Source organism: Janthinobacterium sp. SUN100 (assembly GCF_030397705.1).
Lineage (GTDB): Bacteria > Pseudomonadota > Gammaproteobacteria > Burkholderiales > Burkholderiaceae_D > Janthinobacterium > Janthinobacterium kumbetense.
In genome coordinates this window covers 1-6,551 of sequence record NZ_JAPUBU010000010.1, presented here as the reverse complement: position 1 = coordinate 6,551, position 6,551 = coordinate 1, and the positions used below count along the sequence as shown (strand labels likewise).

Below are 6,551 nucleotides of genomic sequence, written 5' to 3'. Positions count from 1 at the left end.
TTTCATTATTTCTTGTGAACATTTGATATATTTTAAGTATTACGCCAATCCGAAGATTGACGCTGCACTGACATCAAATGCCCACACTTATCGACTGTTAATTGTTAAAGAACTGTATTCGGTACTGCTTTCGCGCTATTGACAAAGCGTTGTGTTTGTCAGCTGCGAAGAAGGAAGAGTATGAAGCATTTCAGCACAATCGTCAACACCTTCTTTTCTACTACCCAGCCCCGGAAGGCTGTCCCTTTTGTGCCGCAAACTAGTGCGCCTCATTGGGGAGGCGAACTATAGCAAAGCCACTCACAGGCAGCAAGCTTTATTTCAGCAATTCGGCAACCGCCATGCCGACATCCGTCGTACTGGCGCTGCCACCCATATCTGGCGTACGCGGACCATGCTCGAGCACTTGCTCGATGGCCCGCACAATCGCATCATGCGCCGCCGTGTAATTGGCATCGCCATTGCCGAGGAAATCCAGCATCATGGCGCCCGACCAGATCATGCCGATCGGGTTGGCGATATTCTGGCCATAGATATCGGGCGCGGAACCGTGCACCGGCTCGAAAACGGAAGGAAAAGTCCGCTCCGGATTGATATTGGCCGACGGTGCGATGGCAATCGTCCCCGTGCAGGCGGGTCCCAGGTCGGACAGGATGTCGCCAAACAGATTCGAAGCGACCACCACGTCGAAACGTTCGGGGCTCAATACAAAGCGGGCCGCCAGGATGTCGATATGGTATTTATCCCAGCGGACATCGGGAAAGCTCGGGCCCATGGCTTCCACCCGCTCATCCCAATACGGCATGCTGATGGCGATGCCATTCGATTTCGTGGCCGATGTCAGGTGTTTTTTAGGCCGGCTTTGCGCCAGCTCAAACGCATACTTCAGGATACGGTCGACACCCTTGCGCGTAAAAACAGATTCCTGCAGCACCGTTTCGCGCTCCGTCCCCTCGAACATGCGCCCGCCCACGGATGAATACTCTCCTTCCGTATTTTCACGCACCACATAAAAATCGATATCACCTGGCGTCTTATTCGCCAGCGGGCACGGCACACCAGGCATCAAGCGCACGGGACGCAGGTTGACGTATTCGTCGAATTCGCGCCGGAATTTCAACAGCGAACCCCATAAGGAGATGTGGTCGGGCACCTTGTCCGGCCAACCCACGGCACCAAAATAGATGGCGTCGAAATCCTTGAGTTGGGCAAACCAGTCCGAGGGCATCATTTGCCCGTGTTCCAGGTAATAGTCGCAATTGGCCCATGCCATCGTCGTGAACTGCAGGTCGATATTGAAACGGCGCGCGGCGGCCTCGACAACACGCAGCCCTTCCGGCATGACTTCATTGCCGATGCCGTCGCCGGCGATGACTGCGATTCGGTGTGTGGGCATGGGATTCTCCTGGTTATGGATGCTAAATGGGTGCATTGATGATACTGGCACCGCATGAGAATACAATCAGGAGATTCATAACCCAAGTATTCACATTTCGTGGTCAATCAATGAAACATACACCGCTGCTGGAAGACTTACGCCTGTTTTGCCAGGTCGCCCATAAAACCAGCTTCGCCGGCACAGCCTTGGAACTGGGCATTTCCAAGGCCGTCGTCAGCAAGCGCATCGGCATGCTGGAAGCGGCGCTGCAAGTACGTTTGCTGCACCGGACCACACGCCGGGTCAGCGTCACCGATCACGGCGAGATCGTGCGGCAATGGGCACAGCGCATCCTGGAAGATGTCGAGCAAATGGGTGAGGCGGTAGCGCAGTCGAAACTGCAGCCGCAAGGCGTGCTGCGCATCTGCTCCAGTTCCGGTTTCGGACGCAACCGGCTCGGTCCAGCCCTATCCCAGCTGGCACGGCAGTATCCAGACCTGAAAATACAGCTGGAATTGCTCGACCGGCCCGTCGACCTGCTGGGCGAAGGTTTCGATCTCGACATTCGCATCGGCGTGGTCCATGAACCGGACCTGATCGCCCACCGTATTGCCAGCAACCAACGCGTACTGTGCGCCGCGCCCGCCTACCTGGCACGACGCGGAACGCCGGACACCCTGGCGCAGTTGCGCGAGCATGACTGCATCGTCATTCGCGAGCGCGACCAGGATGGGCGGCGCTGGAAACTGCAGGGACCGCAAGGAGTGGAAACGGTGAAGGTCGACGGACCGCTCTCGGCCAACAATGGCGAGATCGTCCATCAATGGGCGCTGGATGGCCACGGCATCATCTTGCGTTCGGCATGGGATGTGGAAAGCAGCCTGGCGCAAGGCAAGCTGGTGCGCATTTTGCCTGCGTATCAACAGGCGGCCGACGTGTGGGCGGTGACCACCTCGCGGCTGTCGAACTCGGCCAAGGTCAGGGCCTGCGTGCAGTTTCTGGAGCAGTGGCTGCAGGCCCGCGCCTGATGATCTACACCAGGTATCTACACCAGGCGCGCCACATCCGGATACAGACGCGCCAGGGTATCGGAAGTGATGGACGACAGGAGGGGCAGGACGCGCTCGGCGGCTTGCTCCGGCGACTTTTCCCGGCGCACGTCTTTCCACAGCTCGGCCAGAGCAGCGTCATGGCGCGCTACCGCCTGCTCGACCTCATCCTGCCAGAAGGCCGGCGCCTCGCTTTCGACAAAGTTACCGCGGCCACGGCCAAAGTGCGCCACCGCCAAGTAACGCAGCACGCCCGCCACCACCAAGGTACGCAAAAAGGCATCGGTAAATTGCATCGTGGGCTCATTGCGGTCCGTACCGGAATTAAAACCCCAGGCTGCGCCGGCAAACGTCAGCGCACCGACCACGCCGCCAAGCAAGGCGCCTGTACCCAGTGTCAAACCGCCGGAAATCAGGTCGGCCGATAGCCCCGTCGCGGCACCGGAAATCATGGCACCCAAGAGCCCCGCTTGCGCCCTGTCGATCGGCGCGCGCACGGCGAAATTTTCCCGTATCCGGCTATTGATCTTATGCGCATCGGTCGGATCGAGTTTGTGCAAGATCAACAGTTCACGCGTGGTCACGCTGCTGTGCGTATTGAGGCGCGCCACCAGGCTGGCCATGGCCTTTTCCTGGCGTTGCTGCTCTGCATTCTTACCGATACCCACTACCTGCAAGGCCGATTTCAGCAAGCCTCTGGACGCCGGATCAATGGCTTCGCGATCCTGCCCAGCCACCGCCAGCTGCGTGGCCAGCAAATGCATGGCCTGTTGGAAACGCGCCGTATTTTGCGTTTGCCAGGCAGCAAACAACCGCGCGTAGCCAGCTTGCTGCGACTGCGGTAACAATTTACCCACGGCTTCGTAAAACACGCGCTCATGTACCCAGCAGCGGGCAAAGGCATCGAGCGCCAGGACGTCGCGCACGATCGGATACTGCTGCAAATGCTCGCGCCAGCGCGCCTGCTCGCCGTGCTCCTCATTACCCGGACGCGGCGGTCCCATCTGATTGAGCAAGACCACCACCGGCTTATCCAGCCAGGCGAGGATTTTCATTTCCGCCGGCAAGTAACCCGCGTCTCGGGGATTTTCAGAGGAGTTGACCAGGTACAGCACCACGTCGGCCGCATCCTTGGCCGTGCGCAGCGCTTGCTGGCTGAGCCAGAACGGGCGGTCGCGATAACGGTCCAGCACTTCGCGCAGGAACCAGCCGATGGGATTGCCGGACTGCCCCAGGCGCTTGAGCAGGCGCACGGAGTCGCCGAAGCCTGGCGTATCCCATAATTGCAGGGCATCACCCTGCGGTGTCGCCAGCAAGGTATGCGATTCCGCAAACACGGTCACGTGGGCGGCGTCGCGCACTTCGCCGATATCTACGCCCACCAGGGTACGCGCCAGTGTCGTCTTGCCATTATTCGTGTGCGAAATCAGCGCGAACTGAATCTGCACCGCATCATCCTGCACTTCTTTATTCACATTCACACTCATGCTGCTGCCGATACTTTCAGCCCGACACCAGCATCGAGCGGGTGCAAGGCAGGATTGAGCAAATTGACCAGGGTGGCCGTAGTTTTGTGGAACTGGCAGAATTGTTGCCACAAGGCGACTCGTTCCGCCAGGCGCGCGCCATTATCCACCTGCTCGCCCGCGCGCTCCAGGTAGCTGGACTCGTCGATCAGGACGGCGATGCCGCGTGTCGACGATTGCGCCAGGTAATCGAGGAAGGCGCCATGATTTTCCTTTTCCGGCGTCGCCGTCAGGTTGAACAGCACGGCCGTGATATTGACTTGCGGATCATTCAGGTCCGTACCGCGCAAGACCTCCTGCGGCTCTTCGCCATACGACGTCGACGGACGCAACATCATGCGCCCTTGCTCGCCGAACAGCATGATGGATAGCTGGCCCAGGCCCTTGTGGCGCGCCTCATCGACAGTAAAGCTGTATGGCAAGACGCGCAGCATGCCGCCCGTGGCCACGCCGATGCTTTCATTGAGCTTGCGGAAATACGGTTGATCGAGATCCAGCGGAAAATGTTTCGCCAGGCGCGCGGCGCGCCAATTGTTGACCAATGCCAGGATCAGGCGGGGAACGACCACCAGCAGAAAGATGGTTGCCGCATACAAATGCACCCAGCGCGCTCCGCCTTCCACGGTCGTCGTTTGCGGGAAACGCAGCGCTTCGATTTCCGCCAGCGAAAAGCCTTGCAAATGAAACAGGGCAATAGCCGGCGCAAACAGGGTTGAAAGCAGGCTGTGCACCTGGCTTGCACTCAAAAAGGTGCTTTCCCAGCCGGCCGCGTATTGCGAAAGGAAACCGCGTGCATATAACGAGGCGACGGCGCCGATGGCAAACATGGCGGCGCTCAAGTGGATGGTACGGCTCAGGCGCGCGGCCGTCAGCTTCGCGCTCAGGTGCGCCCATTCCCCCATGAAGCTGAGCAAACCCGAGGACAAGGCGTGCGGCAACTTGCGCGGCAAGGCCAGGCGGCCCACGCTCAGGTGGCGCACCAACCCCGCCTTCGGCCAGCCGAGGGAATGCGAGGGGATGCATAGCCAGATCAGCAAGCCCAGGTAGACCAGTACGTTCCACGCAATGATCAGCAGCAAGGGCGCCGACAGCAGATCCACGCGATGGGGATCCGTGATGCGGTCGAGCCCGGCGCCCAGCAGCAGGGCCAGCAAGGGCAAGGCCAGCGCCAGGGCTTTCATGCCGTTACGGCGTTTCGCGAAAGCGGCGAAGGCAGGCGTGCGTTCGGTGATGCGCTTGAGGATCAGTTCGGAGCGCTGCTGCAGGAAATCGTCACCCGTCACTTCGGCCTGCTTGCCCGAAGCTTGCCACTGCGCAAGCTCACGCGCGCTGCGGCTGGCATACATGCGGTCATCCTCGCTGAGGACTTCTTTTTTCTGGTCGGCCGTCTCGATAGCACGGACCAATACCACTTCTCTCGCAATCTGCTCGTTCATGGTGCTCCTGTTTTTGTATGAAACGACAACTAGACAGGCAGATTGTGACGTACTTTTATGTTTCAGGCCAACGCGTCCTCGGCCTGGAGCAGATTATGCAGCAGATATATCAGGAAAGAGGCGATCCAGGCAGACCACAAGGTGTGCGTGAAAAATTGCGTACCTTGCAACTGTTGCTGCCAGCCTGCCGCCAAACCGCACAGCAGCATGACGCCAGCGAGCAGAAGCGCCGTGCGTGGCCGTCCGGGCAGGCAAAACAATGGCAAGGCCAGCATCCACCAGGCAGTGTTCGCCTGCGTTGCAGGCAGGCAAACCATGGCAGATGCATTGGCGGGCAATGTTTCCAGCAGGCGCGTGTAGGGCGCCAGTCCGCCATAGCGCAGCAAATCCGTAGGGCAAGGCACATCGCTGAAGGAAGAGAGAAAATAAATGCTTAACGGCACCAAGACGACCGACAGGGCCACGACGCGCAAGGCGCTGCGGCGTGAGGCCAGCCGAGCCAGCGGATGCAAGGTGTCCCAGATAGCCAGGCAGATCAAGGCGGAGCCCAGCGAGATCATGCCGAGCTGGAAATTGCCCGCCCACGCGCTGCCCGTGCCGGCAAATTGCCCACGCGTCCCGTCGAACATGCTGTCGGCGATCATGAGATCGAGGTTGCTGTAATTGCCGATCCAGAGTATCAGCATGGCCGACAGCATCAAGACGCTATCGATGCCTTTGGGAGTTTTGACGAGTTTAAGCTTGGCCAACATGGATGCACACATTTACTTGATGGGATGAAAGGGACTGGCCGCCCAAGGGCAGCAGCCATGCAAGCCATCGTACAGTGTGAATATGAAGAGAACATGACGGTGCCCGCAGTTAGCAACATGGACCGGGAAAGATAGGTATTTTGCAGCACACTTACCGCCGCAAAAAGCGCTCACGAGCGATAACTTCGCGCAACTTCGCCGTACGCACGACAAAAAGCCCACGCCAGACAAAACCGCCAGACGTAAAAAAACCCCGCCATTGCTGACGGGGTTTTTCTCTTACTGCGTATAACAAGCCTGACGATAACCTACTTTCACACTGGTTGCAGCACTATCATCGGCGCAAAGTTGTTTCACGGTCCTGTTCGGGATGGGAAGGGGTGGGACCAACTTGCTATGGTCATCAGGCA

The 6,551-nt window shown here is 58.9% G+C and carries 5 protein-coding genes and 1 rRNA gene; 1 reads left to right on the top strand and 5 read right to left on the bottom strand.

Annotation, left to right across the window (positions count from 1 at the left end):
• Nucleotides 1–316 precede the first annotated feature (316 nt).
• Entirely contained in the window at nucleotides 317–1,396 is a 1,080-nt protein-coding gene (locus O0881_RS29150; protein WP_289914102.1) for a tartrate dehydrogenase, read from the bottom strand.
• 110 nt (nucleotides 1,397–1,506) lie between these two features.
• On the opposite strand from O0881_RS29150, the gene O0881_RS29145 reads away from it, so the two are divergent.
• Nucleotides 1,507–2,406, top strand: a complete 900-nt coding sequence (locus tag O0881_RS29145; protein WP_289914101.1) for a LysR family transcriptional regulator — start codon at nucleotides 1,507–1,509, stop codon at nucleotides 2,404–2,406.
• 17 nt (nucleotides 2,407–2,423) lie between these two features.
• Here the strand turns inward: O0881_RS29145 and O0881_RS29140 are convergent, their stop codons facing one another.
• From O0881_RS29140 to rrf, 4 genes are all read right to left on the bottom strand, one after another.
• On the bottom strand, nucleotides 2,424–3,914 hold the full coding sequence (locus tag O0881_RS29140; protein WP_289914100.1) for a DUF3482 domain-containing protein: 1,491 nt from the start codon (nucleotides 3,912–3,914) through the stop codon (nucleotides 2,424–2,426).
• Entirely contained in the window at nucleotides 3,911–5,389 is a 1,479-nt protein-coding gene (locus O0881_RS29135; protein WP_289914099.1) for a DUF2868 domain-containing protein, read from the bottom strand. Before O0881_RS29135 ends, O0881_RS29140 begins: the two co-directional genes overlap by 4 nt.
• A gap of 62 nt (nucleotides 5,390–5,451) precedes the next feature.
• Nucleotides 5,452–6,141, bottom strand: coding sequence for an acid phosphatase (locus O0881_RS29130; RefSeq protein WP_289914098.1), 690 nt, complete (start codon nucleotides 6,139–6,141; stop codon nucleotides 5,452–5,454).
• A gap of 295 nt (nucleotides 6,142–6,436) precedes the next feature.
• Nucleotides 6,437–6,549 (bottom strand): 5S ribosomal RNA (rrf, locus tag O0881_RS29125).
• Nucleotides 6,550–6,551: the final 2 nt, after the last annotated feature.